Annotated in this window: 20 protein-coding genes and 1 pseudogene; 11 read left to right on the top strand and 10 right to left on the bottom strand. The window is 35.0% G+C overall.

Annotation, left to right across the window (positions count from 1 at the left end; translation table 11 throughout):
• From ABJI11_RS04740 to ABJI11_RS04760, 5 genes are all read left to right on the top strand, one after another.
• Positions 1-1,026: hypothetical protein (locus tag ABJI11_RS04740; RefSeq protein ID WP_348349901.1), on the top strand; the 1,026-nt coding region annotated here is incomplete at its 5' end.
• Positions 1,026-2,189, top strand: a complete 1,164-nt coding sequence (locus ABJI11_RS04745; RefSeq protein ID WP_348349903.1) for a gliding motility-associated C-terminal domain-containing protein — start codon at positions 1,026-1,028, stop codon at positions 2,187-2,189. The genes ABJI11_RS04740 and ABJI11_RS04745, both read left to right, overlap by 1 nt.
• 254 nt (positions 2,190-2,443) lie before the next feature.
• On the top strand, positions 2,444-3,178 hold the full coding sequence (locus tag ABJI11_RS04750) for a M15 family metallopeptidase (RefSeq protein ID WP_348349905.1): 735 nt from the start codon (positions 2,444-2,446) through the stop codon (positions 3,176-3,178).
• Between the two features lie 39 nt (positions 3,179-3,217).
• Positions 3,218-3,988, top strand: coding sequence for a M48 family metalloprotease (locus ABJI11_RS04755; RefSeq protein ID WP_348349907.1), 771 nt, complete (start codon positions 3,218-3,220; stop codon positions 3,986-3,988).
• 136 nt (positions 3,989-4,124) lie between these two features.
• Positions 4,125-4,292 carry a DUF6747 family protein gene (locus ABJI11_RS04760; RefSeq protein ID WP_348349909.1) on the top strand — a complete coding sequence of 56 codons (168 nt, stop codon included), beginning with the start codon at positions 4,125-4,127 and terminating at the stop codon, positions 4,290-4,292.
• A 106-nt stretch (positions 4,293-4,398) separates the two neighbouring features.
• Here the strand turns inward: ABJI11_RS04760 and ABJI11_RS04765 are convergent, their stop codons facing one another.
• Both ABJI11_RS04765 and ABJI11_RS04770 read right to left on the bottom strand, forming a co-directional pair.
• Positions 4,399-4,785, bottom strand: a complete 387-nt coding sequence (locus ABJI11_RS04765; protein ID WP_348349911.1) for an ankyrin repeat domain-containing protein — start codon at positions 4,783-4,785, stop codon at positions 4,399-4,401.
• A gap of 196 nt (positions 4,786-4,981) precedes the next feature.
• Positions 4,982-5,374 (bottom strand): ankyrin repeat domain-containing protein, encoded by a 393-nt coding sequence (locus ABJI11_RS04770; RefSeq protein WP_348349913.1) that lies wholly within the window; start codon positions 5,372-5,374, stop codon positions 4,982-4,984.
• Positions 5,375-5,597: 223 nt separating this feature from the next.
• On the opposite strand from ABJI11_RS04770, the gene gpmI reads away from it, so the two are divergent.
• From gpmI to ABJI11_RS04785, 3 genes are read left to right on the top strand one after another with little or no spacing between them, the layout of a single operon-like run.
• Complete coding sequence (gpmI, locus tag ABJI11_RS04775; protein ID WP_348349915.1) at positions 5,598-7,115, top strand: 2,3-bisphosphoglycerate-independent phosphoglycerate mutase; 1,518 nt, start codon at positions 5,598-5,600, stop codon at positions 7,113-7,115.
• A gap of 31 nt (positions 7,116-7,146) precedes the next feature.
• Complete coding sequence (gene map, locus ABJI11_RS04780) at positions 7,147-7,965, top strand: type I methionyl aminopeptidase (protein ID WP_348349917.1); 819 nt, start codon at positions 7,147-7,149, stop codon at positions 7,963-7,965.
• A 9-nt stretch (positions 7,966-7,974) separates the two neighbouring features.
• Positions 7,975-8,739 carry a methyltransferase domain-containing protein gene (locus ABJI11_RS04785; protein ID WP_348349919.1) on the top strand — a complete coding sequence of 255 codons (765 nt, stop codon included), beginning with the start codon at positions 7,975-7,977 and terminating at the stop codon, positions 8,737-8,739.
• On the opposite strand, the gene ABJI11_RS04790 is transcribed toward ABJI11_RS04785, so the two are convergent.
• The 8 genes from ABJI11_RS04790 to ABJI11_RS04825 form a co-directional block, all read right to left on the bottom strand.
• Positions 8,740-9,750, bottom strand: coding sequence for an FAD:protein FMN transferase (locus ABJI11_RS04790; protein ID WP_348349921.1), 1,011 nt, complete (start codon positions 9,748-9,750; stop codon positions 8,740-8,742). It abuts the gene before it with no gap.
• On the bottom strand, positions 9,747-10,109 hold the full coding sequence (locus tag ABJI11_RS04795; protein WP_036156123.1) for a hypothetical protein: 363 nt from the start codon (positions 10,107-10,109) through the stop codon (positions 9,747-9,749). The genes ABJI11_RS04790 and ABJI11_RS04795 overlap by 4 nt, the downstream gene beginning before the upstream one ends.
• 75 nt (positions 10,110-10,184) lie before the next feature.
• A complete protein-coding gene (gene nqrF / locus ABJI11_RS04800; protein WP_276494764.1) occupies positions 10,185-11,492 on the bottom strand; it encodes an NADH:ubiquinone reductase (Na(+)-transporting) subunit F in 1,308 nt (435 codons plus the stop codon).
• A 2-nt stretch (positions 11,493-11,494) separates the two neighbouring features.
• On the bottom strand, positions 11,495-12,256 hold the full coding sequence (gene nqrE / locus ABJI11_RS04805) for an NADH:ubiquinone reductase (Na(+)-transporting) subunit E (RefSeq protein ID WP_276494763.1): 762 nt from the start codon (positions 12,254-12,256) through the stop codon (positions 11,495-11,497).
• A gap of 20 nt (positions 12,257-12,276) precedes the next feature.
• On the bottom strand, positions 12,277-12,924 hold the full coding sequence (locus ABJI11_RS04810; RefSeq protein ID WP_276494762.1) for an NADH:ubiquinone reductase (Na(+)-transporting) subunit D: 648 nt from the start codon (positions 12,922-12,924) through the stop codon (positions 12,277-12,279).
• A 1-nt stretch (position 12,925) separates the two neighbouring features.
• Positions 12,926-13,678, bottom strand: a complete 753-nt coding sequence (locus ABJI11_RS04815; RefSeq protein ID WP_276494761.1) for a Na(+)-translocating NADH-quinone reductase subunit C — start codon at positions 13,676-13,678, stop codon at positions 12,926-12,928.
• A 2-nt stretch (positions 13,679-13,680) separates the two neighbouring features.
• Positions 13,681-14,961 carry an NADH:ubiquinone reductase (Na(+)-transporting) subunit B gene (locus ABJI11_RS04820; RefSeq protein WP_276494760.1) on the bottom strand — a complete coding sequence of 427 codons (1,281 nt, stop codon included), beginning with the start codon at positions 14,959-14,961 and terminating at the stop codon, positions 13,681-13,683.
• 3 nt (positions 14,962-14,964) lie between these two features.
• Complete coding sequence (locus ABJI11_RS04825) at positions 14,965-16,314, bottom strand: Na(+)-translocating NADH-quinone reductase subunit A (RefSeq protein WP_348349924.1); 1,350 nt, start codon at positions 16,312-16,314, stop codon at positions 14,965-14,967.
• A gap of 153 nt (positions 16,315-16,467) precedes the next feature.
• Here ABJI11_RS04825 and ABJI11_RS04830 point away from each other — a divergent pair, with 153 nt between their 5' ends.
• The 3 genes and pseudogenes from ABJI11_RS04830 to ABJI11_RS04840 form a co-directional block, all read left to right on the top strand.
• The gene (locus ABJI11_RS04830) at positions 16,468-17,709 is read left to right on the top strand and encodes a DUF5103 domain-containing protein (protein ID WP_348349926.1); all 1,242 of its coding nucleotides are present in this window, start codon (positions 16,468-16,470) and stop codon (positions 17,707-17,709) included.
• Between the two features lie 26 nt (positions 17,710-17,735).
• Entirely contained in the window at positions 17,736-18,860 is a 1,125-nt protein-coding gene (locus tag ABJI11_RS04835; RefSeq protein WP_348349928.1) for a DUF3667 domain-containing protein, read from the top strand.
• 5 nt (positions 18,861-18,865) lie between these two features.
• Positions 18,866-18,981, top strand: a pseudogene (locus ABJI11_RS04840) (Co2+/Mg2+ efflux protein ApaG); the annotation flags it as partial.

Below are 18,981 nucleotides of genomic sequence, written 5' to 3' on the forward strand. Positions count from 1 at the left end.
ACCAATGAAGCAACACCACAACCAATCACTGGTGATGCAACCATTGATAATGCAGGGATTTTAACGATTTCAGCAGATGCAATTGAAAATACGATGATTGCGGCTAATGTTGCTGGAAATGGACTTGTTCAAAATGCAACTTCAGGAGCATTGGATATTATCCCGGGAACTACAAATAATCAAATTCTGAAGTGGAACGACGTAACATCAACTTGGGATTTAGGAACGGATAATGGTAACGTACCTAATGCGATAGCAGGAACAATTCTTTTTTCTGATGGTTCAAATGCCATTGAAGTTGACGAAACTGAATTATTTTGGGATAACACATTAAATCGACTTGGAATTGGAACCAATAATCCACGAAATAAATTGGAAGTAACAGGAGAGGTCAGATCTCAAGGATATTCAAATTCCAACGGTACCCCAGGCGAACCATCATATAGCTTTACAAATGATACGGACACTGGTATGTTTAGAGGTGTAGCCGGTGGCGGAAATGCCCCAGTCAACTGGCTAAGGCTTGCCACTGGAGGAACTGAGGCTATCACAATAAATCCTTCACAATTTGTTGGAATTGGTCCAGATTTTGCAACAGGAACAACAATCGACTCAAGACTTCACGTTGATGGCGACATCAGGGCAGAAGGAGCAATAACTGCTTCGGGAACATTAACAACCGTACCCGATTACGTATTCCAAAAATATTTCTTAGGTAGTTCCATTTTAAACGCTGATTATGAGTTTCAAAGTTTAGCTAAAGTTGAAGCCTTTGTTAAAGAGAACAATCACTTACCCGGTATCAAATCTGCAGCAGCAATTAAAGAGCAAGGTTTTTGGGATTTAGGTGAAGCATCTAGAGTAAACCTAGAAAAAATAGAAGAACTATTTTTGCACACCATTGAGCAAGAAAAGAAAATCAAAGAATTACAGAGCGCCAATACTAACATGAGTACAGAATTAGAGGCTTTAAAAGCGCAAATGGCAGAGATTAAAACCATGTTATTAGAAAAGCAGAACAACTAATGAAAACATACACACACATATTTTTCTTACTGTTTGCGGTAACTGTTTCTGCCCAAACAGCACTATATAATAACGGCAACTTACGTATTCACCAAGGTGGGCAAATTGGTTTTCACACCAACCTCATTAATGAATCGCCTATGGACAACAATCTTGGGCTTGCAGGTTTCTATGGTTCTGAGCTTATAACAGTTTCGGGCACTGTTACTCCGCAGTTTCATGATATGGAAATTGCTTTAGAAAACAATATGCAGCTAAATCTTGGTATGGATAATACCAATAACACCAATTTCATTTTTGGTAGCATTCTCACTCCTACCGCACAACCAGACATTTTTTACAATTTCGTAGATAATTCATTTTATAGTGGCGAAAATGATTTTAGTAAAATTGAAGGCTATGCAGCAATTACCAATCAGCAGAATTTTGGTTTCCCAGTAGGTGATGTGCAGTATTTAAGACCACTCATCATCAATTCAGAAAGCGTTAACCTATTTGCAAAATGCGCCTATTATTATGAAAGTCCCAATAACGCACCCGCACCACTTACTTCGTACAATACCAATGCAACAGATTTAGATGTAGAACTGGTTAATACATTCGAGTTTTGGAGACTAGAAGGCACTGTTCCTTCAACGGTTACGCTAAGCTGGAATGTTCGCAGCACCGTAGAAAGTTTAACAGATAATGTTGATGAAGTTATACCCGTAGGTTTTAGCAAAGCATCACAACAATGGGTAAATTTAGTAGGTAGTGTACCTGTAGGCACCTTATCCGAAGGGTTTGTAACTACAGAGTCATTTATACCAGATGATTACGAAGCCATTACACTTGGATCTTCTAAAACTCCGTTTGAACCTTTAGCTAGAGATGTTCTTTTTATAGACAATTTCTTTGTTTCCGTAAACGGAGACGGTGTTAATGACAATTTTTACATAGAAGAACTAGAAGAATACGACAGTAACTTTCTACAGATCTATGACCGCTACGGACTAAAAGTTTTTGAAAAAACAGACTATCTAGATGAATTTATCGGGTTTTCCAACCAAGATAATGTACCGTTTGGAGAAGCAGAAGGTTTACCTACCGGTGTTTATTTTTATACCATTTACATTCCTGAAGATGATTTAAATTATCAAGGATTTTTATACTTGACCAGGTAAGCATATTTCAAATAAAACTTTTATCGGAAATTTCTATTGTTACACATCATTGTAATATCATTTTTAGAGTTAATATCAATAAATGAATTTCATGGTAAGTTTCATTTTTTTAACGAAGAATATGTATCATAAAATCTATTAAGATCAATATTCATTATTTTTACTTCATATTGCATGATTTACAACTTTCAAAAGTTTTTATCTTTTAGAATAGTTTGGCAAATCTTTTGCATTTAAAAACACAACATACAATTATGCAGAGAAGAACATTTATCAATAGAAGTAGTTCGGCAGCTTTAGCCCTTACCCTTGCGCCTAATCTCTTTATTCAAGAAGAAACCGAGTACGGTATTTTAGAACTTATGGGTAAAGAAGATATTAAGTTGTACGGCAAAGGCATTAACCTTCGAAAAGAAGCCCATGATGCTTTTCTTGAGATGAAGAAAGCTGCCTATAAAGATGGTATTGACCTAAAAATAGTATCAAGTTTCAGAAGTTATGATAGACAAGCTGCTATTTTTGAGCGTAAGTATTTAAAATATACAGACGATGATGGCATGAATCCTACAGATGCAATCAACAAAATCATAGAATACTCTACCATACCTGGTACTAGCAGACACCACTGGGGTACTGACATTGACGTATTAGATGGCTATAGAAAAGTAAATGGTGATGTTTTGGTTCCTCACAAATACGAAGGCGATGGTCCTTATGTAGACTTTAAAAAATGGATGGACGAAAATTCTGAAACTTACGGTTTCTTTCTAGTTTATACGGATGAACCAAAAAGAAGAGGTTTTAAATATGAACCATGGCATTACAGCTACGCCCCTTTATCAATACCAATGCTTGAACAATTTAGAAGCAAAAACGTCGCTTCAATTATAATTAGAGAAGATTATTACGGGGCAGAACATTTTACAATGAACTTTTTAAAATCCTACATTCAAAATAATATATTAGACATCAATAGAAATTTGTTATAAGCATTTTGTACATTACAACCTGTACCATAACACATTACCATGAGCAGAGGAAGTTGGAAAATTAGAATATTTATTGGTTTGGCCATTGTTGCCTTTGCATTTATACAAAAATGCAGCAATACCGAAGAGAACCCTTACACAGGTCGCTCACAACATATTACCATGTCTTCTGATCAAGAAATTGCCATTGGTTTACAAAGTGCTCCAGAAATGGCACAGCAACATGGCGGGCTTTACCCTGACCAACGGTTGCAGGCTTTTGTAGAATCTGTAGGCAATAAATTAGTGCAAAATAGTATTGCAAGAGAAACTCCATATCAGTATGATTTTCATTTACTGGCTGATGACCAGACTATAAATGCGTTTGCTTTACCTGGCGGACAATGCTTTATTACTTACGCCTTATTTTCTCAACTGAACGAAGCTCAATTAGCAGGAGTTCTTGGTCATGAAATAGGTCATGTCATAGGTAGACATTCAGCAGAAAGAATAGCAGACAGCCAAACATGGCAAACCGCTACCATGGGAGCTACCGTAGGTGCTGGAGACATGGGTAGTATTTTAGGAAGTATAGGTCAGAATACTTTATTAAAAAATGGTCGTGGTGACGAATTGGAAAGTGATGAACTAGGCGTTTTATTTATGATTCAATCTGGTTATGACCCTTATGAAATGATTAAGGTAATGGAAATTTTAAAAGCCGCTGGTGGACCCAATCGTACTCCTGAGTTTCAGAGCACCCACCCTGACCCAGAAAATAGAATTGAAAAAATAAAAGAAGCGATAAACAAATACCAAAACCAAGGTTAATCGGTTTTTTTGTACAGTTGGTCTAGATGACTATACGCGGCACTTATATTTATGTACATTTGGCGGAGTCCCAAGCTTATTTTACCATTTATAATTTGCCTTTATAGCTATGATTTAATCATAGAAGAACACTATAATGGGAACAATTACACATTTCAGAAACTTATACGTGCAGGCGTTTGAAAACTGTAGACCAATGATATTGGTTACATTTTTAAAAGTCTACTCTGTATTTTGTGCCCTAATGATATTTTCGGCACTGTATGCATTTGTTGTCAGAGCAGCAAATGGATTTGATTTTTAATGCGTTTTACTCTTTTACCTGAACACTATTTGGAGTAGGATTATTAGTAAAAAAAAAAAGACCCATTGAAATTTCAATGGGTCTTTTTTTTTGTTTGTTCTTTAAATTAAGAATCTTGCTTAATCACATTTAATACATCTTCTGCATTAGACATCTTAGCATAATCTTTAGCAGTATAACCTTGGTCGCTTTTAATATTTAAATTAGCACCATTTAATAATAACACTCTCAACACTTCTGCCTTATTATATCTGGCAGCGTACATTGCAGGTGTTAACCCTAAAGACTTTTCGTTTAATTCTTCGCCTATAGCGATAAGACTTCTTACTTGGTCAACATCTCCTTTCATTACCGCCTTGCACAATGAACTAATTTCATCATTGACCGAAACAGCTGTTGATTCGTTTAAATTGATAAGATTAGCATTATTTGCATAAACCCCTGTTAATGTAAATACGCTAATCAATAATAAAATTGAAATTGAATTTTTCATAATTTTTATGTTGTTTTTAGTTATGATTTTATTGATAACGCAAATTTACACATCTAATTATGTAAATTATATGATTTAAGAAATAAATAGTAAATATTTAACAATTACTAAACATAAAGAAACCCTACAACCAGATTTACGTGTAATTTGGGCTATAGGGTTATGGTCTTACCAGTATGAATCTTTTAAAACTTACTCAACTTCCTACTGAGGTTTCTATCAATTCTAAAGCTTCGGCAGCATTAGATAATTCAGCATAACGTTTTGCTGTATGCCCTTGACTGCTTTGCATCTTCAAATCAGCTCCATTTTTAATCAAAAGCTGTAAAACTTCAACTTTATTGTATCGCGCAGCAAACATTGCAGGTGTCATTCCCAAAGATTTTTGATTTACATCTTCCCCTAAATCTATTAAACGACTCACGGTTTCCAAATCGCCCTTTATAACCGCCTTACAAAATGAGCTAATATCTACTCTAGACACGAAATCAATATTCGTTGTTGTTGAAAGATTTGTCTTTTCTGCTGCCATTACTGTAGTTCCCATGGTAAGAGCTACCATAGATAATGTTAGAATTACTTTTTTCATGATGATTGATTTTAATTGATGAGTACAATAGTGTACATTTAAAAGACTCTAGTTAGCAGCAATTGTTTCATCCTTTAACAATGTTATAACTAAAATTTAACAAACAAATCTTCACCCAAATTGAAAAAATGTTGCGTTATGCCTTCAAATTAAAAAAGGTAGGTCATCTAGTAGCTTAACTAGGTAGAACATAGTATTTTTGTACTCCTAAAACCTTAAGAAGATGAACAAAAAAGTAATCTTAATGATATTAGATGGCTGGGGTAAATCTCCTAACCCATCAGTATCTGCCGTAGATAAAGCTAATACTCCGTTTATAGACAGTTTATATACCAAATACGCTAACTCTAACCTCCTTACAGATGGTATGAATGTAGGATTGCCTGAAGGACAAATGGGCAATAGCGAAGTAGGTCATATGAATTTAGGTGCCGGTAGAATCGTATACCAAGATTTAGCTAAGATCAACAAAGCGGTTAAGGAGAATACTTTAAGTTCAGAACCTGTTCTAAAAGATGCTTTTGAATATGCTAAAAAGAACAATAAAGATGTTCATTTTTTAGGTCTTTTAAGTGACGGTGGTGTTCATAGCCATACTAATCATATTAAAGGATTGATTTCTGCTGGTAAAGAATCTGGAGTTGAGAACATGTATTTACATGCATTTACAGATGGTAGAGATGTTGACCCTAAAAGTGGAAAAGGTTTTTTAGAGGATATTGTACACTATAGTGCTGATAAAAATACTAAACTAGCTACCGTTATAGGTCGATATTACGCAATGGATCGTGATAAAAGATGGGAACGAGTTAAAGAAGCCTATGATGTTATTGTAAATGCAGAAGGTGAAAAATCTACTGACATTGGCAAAACTATTCAAAAAAGTTACGATGCCGACATTACAGATGAGTTTATAAAACCCATTGTCATGACCAATACAGATGGTACACCTGTAGCATCTGTAAAAGAAGACGATGTTGTTATCTTTTTTAACTTTAGAACGGATCGTGGTAGAGAATTAACACAGGTATTAAGTCAAGTTGACATGCATGAACAAAACATGCATAAACTTAACTTGTATTATGTTACACTAACTAATTATGACGAGTCTTACAACAACGTTCACGTTGTTTACAATAAAGATAATATTGTTGAAACCTTAGGTGAGGTTTTAGCGAATGCAGGTAAAAAACAAATACGTATTGCCGAAACAGAAAAGTACCCGCACGTTACTTTCTTTTTTAACGGTGGTAGAGAAGTTCCTTTTGAAGGCGAATCTCGTATTTTATGTCCGTCGCCAAAAGTTGCCACTTACGACCTTCAACCAGAAATGAGTGCATATGAAATTAGAGATAAAATCATACCTGAAATTCAAAAAGGAGACGTTGATTTTGTTTGTTTAAACTTCGCAAACCCTGACATGGTAGGTCATACAGGTGTTATGGAAGCTGCTATAAAAGCTTGCGAAACGGTAGATGAATGCGCTAAGGACGTTATCACTGCCGCTATAGAAAAAGGTTACTCTGTAATCGTTATTGCCGATCATGGTAATTGTGAAACAATGGTCAATGAAGATGGTACGCCAAATACGGCACACACCACCAACCCTGTTCCATTAATTTTAGTTGATAAAGATATTCACCAAATTAAAGATGGTGTTTTAGGAGATATAGCACCAACTATCTTAAAATTAATGGGTGTAGAAAAATCGGAATTTATGACCCAAAATTCATTGGTGTAAATTTTAGACTCATTTTTAAGGATAATATTTTATGATAAAAATAAAAACAGCCGAAGAGATTGAATTAATGCGTGAAAGCGCATTAATCGTTTCTAAAACATTAGGAATGATAGCCTCTGAGGTAAAACCAGGAGTTACCACACTCCGATTAGACGCTTTGGCTGAAACATTTATTCGCGACCATGGTGCCGTACCAGGTTTTTTGGGACTGTATGATTTTCCAAATTCTCTATGTATGAGCCCTAACGCTCAAGTAGTACATGGTATTCCAAATAACACACCTTTAGTTGAGGGTGATATTATTTCAATTGATTGTGGAGCTCTAAAAAATGAATTTTATGGAGATCATGCCTATACTTTTGAAGTAGGTGAAGTAAGTCCTGAAATCAAAAAATTATTAGAGGTTACTAAAAAATCTTTATATATTGGCATACGCGAATTTAAAGCAGGTAATCGTGTGGGAGATGTTGGGTATGCTATTCAAAAATTCACCGAAGATCACGGCTATGGTGTTGTTCGTGAATTAGTAGGTCATGGTCTAGGCAGAAAAATGCATGAAGGTCCTGAAATGCCAAATTACGGTAGACGCGGTAGAGGCAAGAAATTTGCTGAAGGAATGACCGTTGCCATTGAACCAATGACCAACATGGGAACTAAGAATATAAAACAACTTAAAGATGGTTGGACAATTCTTACGGCAGACGGCAAACCTAGTGCTCATTTTGAACATGATGTTGCTATAGTAAATGGAAAACCAGAATTACTTTCAACTTTTAAATATATTTATGAAGCTTTAGGTATCGTTAGTGACGAGGAAGATGAATTTACTTCATCTACCCTTAAAAGTTAGAAAATACAGATGAAGAAAATTTTTAAATTTTTTCTTAACCTTGTTCCAAGGCCTGTATTAATTTCACTTAGCTATCTGGTCAAACCTTTTTTTAAAGCATATTACAGAGGCAACACGTATGAAGACCCTATTGACGGGAATACTTTTAGAAGCTTTTTACCTTACGGGTATGAAAGTCCTAGAGAAAATGTACTTTCCCCCTCTACCCTATCTTTAGAACGTCATCGTTTACTGTGGTTATTCTTAAAAGATAAAACAGATTTTTTCACGGCCAATCTACATGTGTTGCATTTTGCACCAGAACAAGCTTTCTATAAAAGATTTAGAAAACTAAGCAATCTAAATTACGTCACCACAGATTTAAATTCACCTTTAGCAGACGTTAAAGCAGATATATGCAACCTTCCTTTTGAGGATAATAAATTTGATGTCATTTTATGTAATCACGTTTTAGAGCACATTCCAGATGACACTAAAGCAATGTCTGAACTATATCGTATTCTTAAACCTGGCGGATGGGGTATTTTTCAAATTCCTCAAGACCTAAGCCGGGAAGAAACTTTTGAAGACGATAGTATAACCGATAAGGTAGAGCGCGCCAAAATATTCGGTCAATACGATCATGTGCGTATTTACGGTAGAGACTATTTCAACAAACTAAGAAGCATAGGGTTTGAGGTAGAAGAAATAGATTTCACAAAACTATTAAATCAAGAGGAAATCAATAGATACCGTTTAGCACCTGGTGAGATTATCCCCCTAGTGAAGAAATAATTAATCTACCACAAGTGTCTTAAACCCTTGAGTTAAATATTCCCGCGTATTTCCATTCTCATCTAAATAAATAATGTAAGCCTCTAACCTTTTATTTTTACTAATAAGCCTAAAGGCTTCATCTATATCCATAGCCATAAAAGCCGTTGCATATGCATCTGCAGTTGCACAGTTATCAGCTAAAATGGTTACAGCAAGTGTGTTTGACAATTGCGTAAATCCAGTTTTCGGATTAACGGTATGAACAAATTTCTTACCTGTTTCTTCGTCTATTCTAAACTTTCTATAATTACCCGAAGAAGCTAATGCCCTATCGTTTAAATTAATCAATATTTTGCTAGACCTATTTACTTGCATTTGAGGGTCATCTATACCTACTACCCAAGATTTATTTTTGATGGTATTTTTACCCTTTGCCACTAATTCTCCCCCTACTTCTATTAGGTAATTATCAATACCTTTAGCGTCTAACATGGCTGCAAGTCTGTCTATTGAATACCCTTTTGCAATGGCATTAAAATCTAAATAGATGTTTGGGTTTGTTTTTATTAAATGATTGTTATCATCTAATGTAATTTTATCCAGACCAACGAAATTCAACAAACTATCTATTTTTAGACTATCCATTGAAATTTTTTGCTCAGGACCAAATCCCCAAGCATTTACAAGAGTACCAACTGTAGGGTCAAAGAATCCATTGGTTTCTTGGTGTATAGTTTTAGACAGATCAAACACCTCCTTAAACATCTTATCTACTATTACCGTACTATCACCATTATTTATTCTAGAAATATCAGATTCAGGTATATAGGTAGATAAAGAATGATTGATTACCGCAAAAACAGAATCTATATCTTGTTGTAAATCCATTTTATCAGGAGTAATTGAAATGATGCTGTAAGAAGTACCTAAAGCACCACCTGCATTTTCATTTCTAACTCCATTACTATTCTCCTTACATGATTGAAACAAACCAATCGCCAAAAACATCACTATAATATATCTCCTCATATCTCTACTAAACCATCATAATCAACAATATATTCCTCATCTAAATAAACTGGCAAATTATGGTCAGTAGCATTGACCAACCCTACACCAGCATAAAATGTAGTAGCTTCAAATTTTATGGCGTGATCCTTCATTTTTTTTAGATCCGACATAAAAAAATCCATATCCTTTGGGTCGCCAGGGTATTCAATTGCCTTAACGACTACAAAGCGCATTTTTTTATCTTTTGTACAGACAAACTGTGGGTTTTTACGTAATTCACTATTTACGGCTAAAAATTCAAAACCTGCTTCCTCTAACTGCTTACCAACAATATTCATTGCCAAGTTATGAAGTTCTTGTTCTGTTAATACATGCATGCTAACTATTTTTTATAAAAAAACCGATACATTACATATCGGTTAGTTTTTATGAATTCTAAGACTTAATAAGGTTTACCCTCCAAAGTCGTCAAAACGTATATGCTCATCTGGGATACCGAAATCTTCACCCATTTTCTGAACTGCCTTGTTCATTAATGGCGGACCACAGAAATAAAGTTCAATATCTTCAGGAGACTCATGAAGGCTTAAATAATTATCAATTACACAATTGTGTATGAAACCAACAAAACCATCACCAGGAGCGTCTATATTCTCTTTCACCTTCCAATTATCTTCTTCTTGAGGCTCTGAAAGTGCCAAATAGAATTTAAAATTAGGAAATTCTTCTTCTAATTTATAAAAGTGATCTAGGTAGAATAATTCTCTTTTTGAACGACCACCGTACCAATAGGTCACTTTACGATCAGTTTTCAATGTTTTGAAAAGGTGATATAAATGAGAACGCATTGGTGCCATACCTGCACCACCACCTACGTACAACATTTCTGAATCTGACTCATTGATAAAGAATTCACCATAAGGTCCAGAAATAGTACAATCATCACCTGGTTTAAGATTAAAAATGTAAGATGATGCAACACCAGGGTTCACATCCATCCAACCATTCTTAGCACGATCCCAAGGTGGAGTAGCAATACGTACATTCAACATAATCTCTCTACCTTCTGCAGGAAAAGAAGCCATAGAATACGCTCTTTCAACCGTTTCAGGATTCTTCATTGTTAAAGGCCAAAGGTTGAATTTATCCCATTCAGCTTGGAATTTATCCGGAGTTTCATGCTCCTCTGGGTGTGCTGTAATATCAATATCTGAATATTTAACCTCACACTCAGGAATTTCAATTTGAATATAACCACCAGCTTTGTAGCCCATATCCTCAGGAATCTCAACTACAAATTCTTTAATAAAAGAAGCAACGTTATAATTACGAACCACTTTTGCAGGCCATTTCTTAATTCCGAAAACCTCTTCAGGAATGGTAATCTCCATGTCTTGCTTCACCTTAACTTGACAAGCTAAACGCGCACCGTGGTTCAATTCTTTTTTAGAGAAATGTGGTGTTTCCGTTGGTAAAGCTTCACCTCCACCGGAAAGTACGTGACACTCACATTGAATACATGTTCCACCTCCACCACAGGCAGATGGTAAAAACACTTTTTGGTTACCCAAAGTAGATAATAAAGATCCACCAGAAGCAACTTCAATTTTCTTTTCCCCGTTAATAGTAATGGTCACTGGACCAGATGGAGAAAGTTTTTGTTTGGTAAACAGAAGCAATGCCACTAACACCATCAACAGTATTAGAAATGCGACAACAGTTATTAGTATTGTTCCGCCAGTACTTGCAGCTAAAATCATATTTATTTGTTTACGTCGTTATAAGAAATCACCTTTTCGTCAATTTCTTCGTTCTTATCTACTACTACTTCTTCTACAGGAGTCACCATTTCTGGTTGAATTACCTGATTTACTTGCTCGTTAGCCTCTTCGGTTTCTTCACCGCCACCAGTTAACATACCACCAAAACTTTGAAAACCAATACCCATTAAACCAGTAATTATAAATGTAATACCTAAACCTCTTAAAGGAGCAGGAACATTACTGTATCTAATTTTTTCACGTATGGCAGCAATTGCTAAAATTGCCAAGAACCAACCGATTCCAGAGCTTACACCGTAATTAAAGGCTAAACCAAAAGTTTCTATCTCTCTTGCCTGCATGAATAAAGAACCACCAAGAATTGCACAGTTTACTGCAATCAACGGTAAGAATATACCCAACGAGTTATATAAAGAAGGAGAAAATTTTTCAACCACTATCTCTACCAACTGTACCATTGTTGCAATGGTAGCAATGAATAAGATAAAGGATAAAAAGCTAAGATTATAATCTGCATACTCAGGTCCTAACCAAACTAAGGCTCCGTCTTGCAACAAATACTTATCTAGCAACCAGTTCATTGGTACGGTTACAGCCAATACGAATATAACAGCAGCACCTAAACCAACTGCAGTAGCCACTTTTTTGGATACCGCTAAATAAGAACACATCCCCAAGAACACGGCAAATACCATGTTATCGATAAAGATGGACTTAAAAAATAATTCTACATGTTCTAACATAATTTCTACTTAAATGTCGTTTAATTTTCTTCTACAAGCGCAGGATTTCTTGAACGTTGTACCCAAATAATGATACCAACTACGATTAATGCCGCAGGTGGAATAATCATAAAACCATTATTCTCATAACCCGTAGCGTATAAACCTGTTTTCTCGATTGGATCTCCTAAAACCGGAATACCGAATAAGGTACCAGAACCTAATAGTTCTCTAAAAAAACCAACAATAATCAAGATTACACCGTAACCTAAAGAGTTACCAATACCATCTAAAAATGAACGCCAAGGTCCGTTTGCCAATGCAAACGCCTCAAAACGACCCATAATAATACAGTTGGTAATAATAAGACCAACAAATACCGCTAAGGTTTTACTCAATTCATAAGCAAAAGCTTTTAGTACCTGATCTACAATAATTACTAATGTTGCCACAACAATAAGTTGTACAATAATTCTAATTTTTGAAGGAATGATATTTCTCATTAAAGAGATTACCACATTACCCGCTCCTAAAACGAACATTACCGAAACAGCCATTACTAAGGATGCTTTTAACTCTGCAGTAATTGCCAATGCAGAACAAATACCTAATACCTGTATAGTAATAGGATTATTGTCCGCTAACGGATCTGTAATAAGATTTGTATCTTTTTTTGATAGTAGTGCCATATTACTTTGCTCTAATTGTTTCTAAATAAGGTTTATATAATTTAACGGTCTCACTAATCATAGCCGTAACACCGTTACCTGTAATAGTAGCACCAGCCAAGGCATCTACTTCATTATCATCTTTTGTTTTGTTCAAAGGGTCATTATTACCTTTTGCTACGGATATACCAGCATATTTAGTACCATCTAAAATAGTTTCACCTTTAAAATCGTCCATGAAATAACGCATTTTAATGTTGGCTCCTAAACCTGGTGTTTCACCTTTATGATCAAAATATACACCCTGTACCGTCATAGAATCATCTAAAGCAATGAAACCCCATATAGCATCCCAAAGACCTTTACCGTACATAGGAACAATGTAGAACTTGTCACCATCTTTCTCTCCAATAAATACAGGTAATTTATAATCCTCACCTTTTTTCATTGCAGCTAATTGCTTTTTCAAATCAATTAAATAAGCTTCGTTATCCTCAGTGATTTTATCACCTTGTATAACCAATTGCTCTTTGATATAACTTGCAAACTCATCTTCTACAACATCTGTGGGGATGAAATTTACACTACCGGTATCATCACCATTTTCATTTACACCCATTGCATAAAGAATGTTCTGCTGTTTTTCAAAACGCTCGTTTTCTTTAATGTTAGGGCTTAAAAATGAAGCCAAAAATGCAAGTATTGACCCAACTACCACAACCATAACAGCAGCAAAAACCACTGTATAAACGTTACTATCTGTCTTTAGTGCCATAATTAAACTGTTTCCGCTTTAAGTTCTTCTGCCTTACCATCTGAATCTTTTGGATAGATAGTTGCATTTTTTAATCTGTTCATTCTTCTCTTAATATTACCCCTAACCACATAGTGATCAATTGTTGGCGCAAATACATTCATTAACAATATTGCCAAGAATACTCCTTCTGGATATGCCGGGTTGAAAACACGAATCATTACCGAGATAAACCCAATAAAGAAACCGTAATACCATTTACCCTTATTTGTTTGAGAACCGGTAACAGGATCGGTAGCCATATAAACGATACCGAACGCCAAACCACCAACGATTAAATGTTTCCAAAAATCGAAACTCATTAAACCATAAAATTTGCTTGATTCGCCTACCCAACCAAAATCAACTACTTGATTAAAAATTAAGCCCATTACCAATGAACCGATAACAGCACTTACCATTATTCTCCAGCTAGCAATTTTTGTAAATATCAAAAACAAACCTCCTAAAAGAATTAGGAATGCCGATGTTTCACCAACAGAACCAGGTATAAAACCAAAGAACATGTCTGAAACAGAATATGTCATTTCAGCTCCTTTATTCTGAGCTAAATATCCTAAGATAGTTTCACCTGATATTGCATCAACGTTTGCACCAGCAAGTATTTCTTCTGAACGCTCACGTGCACCATAAACCCACACCTTATCACCACTCATCCAAGTTGGGTAAGCGAAGAATAAGAATGCTCTAATTGTTAAAGCAGGATTAAGAATATTCATTCCCGTTCCTCCAAAAACTTCTTTACCGATAACCACACCGAAAACTACCGCTACAGATAACATCCAAAGCGGAGTATCAACAGGTACTATTAACGGTACTAACATACCTGTAACCAAGTAACCCTCTTCTACTTCATGACCTTTGATTACTGCAAAAATAAATTCTACAATAAGACCAACCGCATAAGAAACCACCACTAATGGCAATACCTTTATTATACCGATCCAGAAATTATCCCAAGTAAGGAAATCGTTCATTAAAGAAAAATCTGCCGGAAAACCATTTATAGCAGAATAATGTTGGTAGCCTGCATTGAACATAGAAAATATTAGCACTGGTACCAATGCCATTATTACCGTGTTCATTGTACGCTTTAAATCATCTGCTGATTTAACATGTGTACCACCTGCATGAGTAGTCTCATCTGGCGAAAACAAAAAAGTATGAAAGGCATTAAAGGCAGGAGCCATTTTCTTACCCTGATACTTCAGTTTAAGTTCGTGTAATTTGCTTTTTAAACTCATTTCTTATCCTATTTCTTTTTGCAATAAATCTAACCCCTCACGAATAATCTTCTGGTGCGGTTGTTTAGAAATACATATAAACTCAGTTAACGAAAAATCTTCTGGAGCTACTTCATACAAACCTAATTGCTCCATTTCATCCAAATCTTTCACCATACACGCTTTCAATAGCTGCATTGGAAAAATATCCATCGGAAAAACTTTTTCATATTGTCCCGTTACCACAAAAGCTCTATGCTCACCGTTGGTATTGGTATCTAAATCGTATTTCTTATTTGGTTGCATCCAAGAGAAAGTCAATGCTCTTGTTGCCGAAATTTTATCAAAAACTGGCTTATTCCATCCAAACAACTCATAATCGTCTCCTTCTGGAATAACTGTTACCGTATTATTATAATATCCTAAATAACCATCTGGCTTACTTTTAGAACCTGTAAGCACATCTCCATTTATTACTCTGAAATTTTCTTCATTTACACCACTAGCGTATAAAAAGGTAGAAATTTCAGCACCTATTTTAGTTGTATAATATTTAGGCGCCTTAACCGAAGAACCTGCAAGAGCTATTGTGCGCTCTGCATTAAACTTACCCGTCAATAAATACTCACCTATTATAATTAAATCTTGCGGAGTTACCGTCCAAACCAACTCTCCTTTGTTAATAGGATCTAATTTATTGATTTGTGTTCCTACCAGACCTGAAGGATGTGGCCCAGAAACATTATGCAACTCAACCCCGTTCATTGAAGATAAAGGCGACTTACCAGAACCTACAGAAACATGAACCTTACCAGGTGTTAGTTTACCCAAAGCAGTAATTGCAGTTTGCAATTCCTTTTCTTTACCCTGTAAAACATAATCCAAATCTGCCTGCAAAGGCCCACTTGAATAACCAGAAATAAAAATAGATTTAGGCGTAGTATCAGGATTAGCAACTACATCATAAGGTCTTTGTTTAATAAATGGCCAACAGCCACTTTTCAACAAAACTGCCTTCAACTCTTCTTTAGATGCTTTTTCAACATCTAATGCCGTACCTGAAAATGGTTCTTGAGTTTTATCCGCTAATATCTTTAAGGTCAAAATACGTCTTCTATCTCCTCTTTCAATCTCTATAAGCTCACCACTTACCGGAGAAACAAAAAGCATGTTTTCCATGTTTTTGTTGTAAAACAAAGGTTCTCCCGCTTTTACCTCGGCACCTTGTTTTACCATCATTTTTGGAGTAATTCCGTGAAAATCACTTAACTGTATTGCGTAAACATTACTTAAAACAGCTTTTGAAGTAGTCTGTTCTGCGGCGCCCACCAAGTTAATGTTGAGCCCTTTCTTAATTCGAATGTCTTTTGACATGTGCGTTTAGACCTTTAGGTTATCAAAATTTGAGCAAATTTAAGTACAAAAAGTTCGTTTTCATAATTATTGTCACATAAATTAGACAATAGAACGAGCTATATTTTTTAGGCATCCTTTTTGTTTACCTTTACTCAAAAAAAACAGGGTATAATGCGCATTTTCTTCAAACATTTTATTTGTCTATTATTTTTGCAAAATTTAGTCGCCCAAGTACAAGTAGAAAAAAATCCGCCAGAAAATATTAAGTCCATCGTTTTTAAAGGACCTACGGAAGATCAATTTCCTGTAATTAAAATAGGAGAGCCCCTCTACCTAGAATTCGATGACATTCTAGCAAACGAGCAAGACTACTATTATAAAGTAATTCATTGTAATTATGATTGGACACCATCTTCATTATTAAAATCTCAATACATAGACGGTGTTGACAACCAGCGCATAACGGACTATGAAAACAGTTACAGCACCTTACAAGCTTATTCCAACTACCAGCTGACCATACCCAACGACAATGTTAGGCTAAAAGTAAGCGGCAACTATTTAATAGAAATATACAATAGCTACAATGAGCTACAGTTCTCTAGAAGATTTGTAGTATATAAGGATATAGTAACGGTCGCTACCGAAGTAAAGCGTTCTAGAGATTTTAATTTCATCAACGAAAAACAAGTGGTACAATTTAGCATCACTTCTGGCTCATTAAGATTAATCAACCCAAAGAAAGAAGTAAAAGTAGCCATACTACAAAATCATTATTGGCCAACTGCCATTACTAACATTGCCCCTCAATACACAATGGGCAGTGAGCTTGTATATAAATACGATCAAGAAACTGCTTTTTACGGTGGTAACGAATTTTTACTATTTGATACGAGTGATTTGCGAGCTCCCAGTTCACAGATTTCTAGCATTGACCTTACTGATCTATATAATCACTACTTGTTTTCAGACGATTTCAGAAACGACAAGCCTTACACATATTTTCCTGATATTAATGGTGATTTTGTCGTTAGAACGCTGCAAGGCGACAATGCCTCTAGAGAAGCTGAATACACCAATGTCTATTTTAGCCTTCCTTACACTGAATATATTGCCCTAGATGATGTATATATTTTTGGCAAATTCAATAACTATGCGCTAACTGACGAAAACAAAATGGTCTACAACGAGAAGAATGGTATGTTAGAGGCTACCTTAAAAATGAAACAAGGTTTTTACAATTACAAATACGCTGTTAAAAGCGGAGACGATATTAAATTAAATGATGTTGGAGGCAACTTTCATTTCACCGAAAACACCTACTTAGTATTGGTATATTATCGCAACTTTGGAGATATGTACGATAGTATTATAGGTATTGGCTCTGCCAATTCTAGAAATATCACCAACTAGATGTATATTTACGTTTTTCATCATCTATGAAAAACAAACCAACCATTCAACAAAAAGGTAGATTTAAACTAAAATACAGAGGTGTAGACTGCTTAAACTGTGGTCACCCGCTGGAATTAAGCGACAAATACTGCCCTAATTGCTCACAAGCCAACAGCACAAAAAAACTTACTCTTTTAGATTTTTTTGAAGAGTTTTTAGCAAATTACTTTTCTTACGATTCTAAATTATGGAAAACTTTAACCGCTCTACTCTTAAGACCAGGTAAAATAACAAAAGAATATATCTCCGGCAGGCGCCTATCTTACACCAACCCTTTTCGCTTTCTCTTAAGTTTAGCCATAATCTATTTTTTAATTATAAGTTTCAATAACGAATTTGAATCTTTCAATAAGTTCGGATCTATTAATAAAAATCCAGTTTTTGATTTAAATAACGAATTCAACAAAATAGAATTTGAAAACGAAGAAGAAAAAAAGCTAGCACGCGCACAACTAGATTCTTTTAATATTAATAGTTTTATTAAAAATAGAATCAACGAAAAAGACTCTATTATACTATCCGATCCCGAATTACACTTTAAAAAAATAGACACCAGTAGTCTAACAAGTCGATTTATTGAAAAAGTTGACTTTTTTAATACTGTCATAAGAAACGATACCATTTATTATTTTGATCAGGGCACTACAAAATTTAACATACCGTCCAGCAATGAAAATGAAATGGCATTTAATCTAGCAACGAGCATTATTGAAATAGATAAGCGACCTGGGTCATTTTTAAGTTCTCTAATTTCAAAATTACCTTTCACCACATTTTTCTTTCTTCCGTTCTTTTCTTTTTTCATTTGGTTGGTCTATATCAGAAAAAAATACACTTATACCGATCATTTAATCTTTAGCTTTCACAATCAGTCATTATTATTTATCTTGCTCATTGTTAGCAATTTGATCAATGCAGTATTCAATATTAGTAGTGAAGGATTATTTATTTTAATATTCGCTATCTACCTTTACAAAGCAATGCGCAATTTCTATCAACAAGGAAGAGTTAAAACGGTTATAAAGTATTTTTTCCTAAACACAATATTTTTTATCTTAGGAGCATTAGCGATAACCATATTAATAGCACAAAGCGTATTTACATATTAAATATGATGATAACACAGGTTACTAAAGGCATAAAAATTTCAGTTCAAACTACTTTTGAAGGCACGTTCTTTAAAAACTACAAAATGCATTATGCATTTGGGTACACCATTACTATTGAGAA

This window comes from Maribacter sp., assembly GCF_039968975.1.
In the GTDB taxonomy this organism is placed as follows: Bacteria; Bacteroidota; Bacteroidia; order Flavobacteriales; family Flavobacteriaceae; genus Maribacter.

What these genes read in the sequence shown, in the direction of transcription:
- ABJI11_RS04745 (WP_348349903.1), top strand. Translation starts at nt 1,026, where the DNA reads ATGAAAACATACACACACATATTTTTCTTACTGTTTGCGGTAACTGTT.
- ABJI11_RS04750 (WP_348349905.1), top strand. Translation starts at nt 2,444, where the DNA reads ATGCAGAGAAGAACATTTATCAATAGAAGTAGTTCGGCAGCTTTAGCC.
- ABJI11_RS04755 (WP_348349907.1), top strand. Translation starts at nt 3,218, where the DNA reads ATGAGCAGAGGAAGTTGGAAAATTAGAATATTTATTGGTTTGGCCATT.
- ABJI11_RS04760 (WP_348349909.1), top strand. Translation starts at nt 4,125, where the DNA reads ATGGGAACAATTACACATTTCAGAAACTTATACGTGCAGGCGTTTGAA.
- ABJI11_RS04765 (WP_348349911.1), bottom strand. Translation starts at nt 4,785, where the DNA reads ATGAAAAATTCAATTTCAATTTTATTATTGATTAGCGTATTTACATTA.
- ABJI11_RS04770 (WP_348349913.1), bottom strand. Translation starts at nt 5,374, where the DNA reads ATGAAAAAAGTAATTCTAACATTATCTATGGTAGCTCTTACCATGGGA.
- gpmI (WP_348349915.1), top strand. Translation starts at nt 5,598, where the DNA reads ATGAACAAAAAAGTAATCTTAATGATATTAGATGGCTGGGGTAAATCT.
- map (WP_348349917.1), top strand. Translation starts at nt 7,147, where the DNA reads ATGATAAAAATAAAAACAGCCGAAGAGATTGAATTAATGCGTGAAAGC.
- ABJI11_RS04785 (WP_348349919.1), top strand. Translation starts at nt 7,975, where the DNA reads ATGAAGAAAATTTTTAAATTTTTTCTTAACCTTGTTCCAAGGCCTGTA.
- ABJI11_RS04790 (WP_348349921.1), bottom strand. Translation starts at nt 9,750, where the DNA reads ATGAGGAGATATATTATAGTGATGTTTTTGGCGATTGGTTTGTTTCAA.
- ABJI11_RS04795 (WP_036156123.1), bottom strand. Translation starts at nt 10,109, where the DNA reads ATGCATGTATTAACAGAACAAGAACTTCATAACTTGGCAATGAATATT.
- nqrF (WP_276494764.1), bottom strand. Translation starts at nt 11,492, where the DNA reads ATGATTTTAGCTGCAAGTACTGGCGGAACAATACTAATAACTGTTGTC.
- nqrE (WP_276494763.1), bottom strand. Translation starts at nt 12,256, where the DNA reads ATGTTAGAACATGTAGAATTATTTTTTAAGTCCATCTTTATCGATAAC.
- ABJI11_RS04810 (WP_276494762.1), bottom strand. Translation starts at nt 12,924, where the DNA reads ATGGCACTACTATCAAAAAAAGATACAAATCTTATTACAGATCCGTTA.
- ABJI11_RS04815 (WP_276494761.1), bottom strand. Translation starts at nt 13,678, where the DNA reads ATGGCACTAAAGACAGATAGTAACGTTTATACAGTGGTTTTTGCTGCT.
- ABJI11_RS04820 (WP_276494760.1), bottom strand. Translation starts at nt 14,961, where the DNA reads ATGAGTTTAAAAAGCAAATTACACGAACTTAAACTGAAGTATCAGGGT.
- ABJI11_RS04825 (WP_348349924.1), bottom strand. Translation starts at nt 16,314, where the DNA reads ATGTCAAAAGACATTCGAATTAAGAAAGGGCTCAACATTAACTTGGTG.
- ABJI11_RS04830 (WP_348349926.1), top strand. Translation starts at nt 16,468, where the DNA reads ATGCGCATTTTCTTCAAACATTTTATTTGTCTATTATTTTTGCAAAAT.
- ABJI11_RS04835 (WP_348349928.1), top strand. Translation starts at nt 17,736, where the DNA reads ATGAAAAACAAACCAACCATTCAACAAAAAGGTAGATTTAAACTAAAA.